Below are 592 nucleotides of genomic sequence, written 5' to 3' on the forward strand. Positions count from 1 at the left end.
GAAATTACTTGCACTATGCAGCACACTTTTACTGGCTTTCAGCGCTCACGCTGCTCAATTTGAAGAAGGTAAACACTACAAAGTGTTGGACGTTGAGAAAGCGACTAAACCAACCGTTACAGAGTTTTTTTCGTTTTACTGCCCACACTGTTATAAGTTTGAATCTGTGATTGAAAACTTAAAACCGGCTTTGCCAAAAGAAGCACGCTTTGAAAAAGTGCACGTGGCGTTTATGGGCGCAGACATGGCAGTGCCAATGGCAAAATCTTACGCAACCATGGTATCCCTGGGTGTTGAAGATAAAATGGTGCCTGCGATGTTCGCGCAAATTCATCAAAAGCGCCAAGCACCGAAAAACGAAGAGGAGTTAAAGAAAGTCTTCACGGACAACGGTGTCGATGGCAACAAATTTGACGCGGCGTACAATAGCTTTGCGGTTAGTTCGATGCAAAAGCGTTTCGATAAGCAGTTCAAAGAGAGCACTCTGACCGGCGTTCCTGGCGTCGTTGTGAATAACAAGTACATCGTTATTCCTAATGAAGTCCGTAGCTATGCCGAGTACAGCGAATTGGTGAACTATCTGCTAACGCTA

1 protein-coding gene is annotated in these 592 nt (G+C 44.8%); it reads left to right on the forward strand.

The annotated features are described in order from the left end of the window. The coding region (locus R7Q48_RS29120; RefSeq protein WP_318133839.1) for a thiol:disulfide interchange protein DsbA/DsbL at positions 1 to 592 on the forward strand (592 nt) is incomplete at both ends.

It is taken from the genome of Vibrio sp. 378, assembly GCF_033339435.1.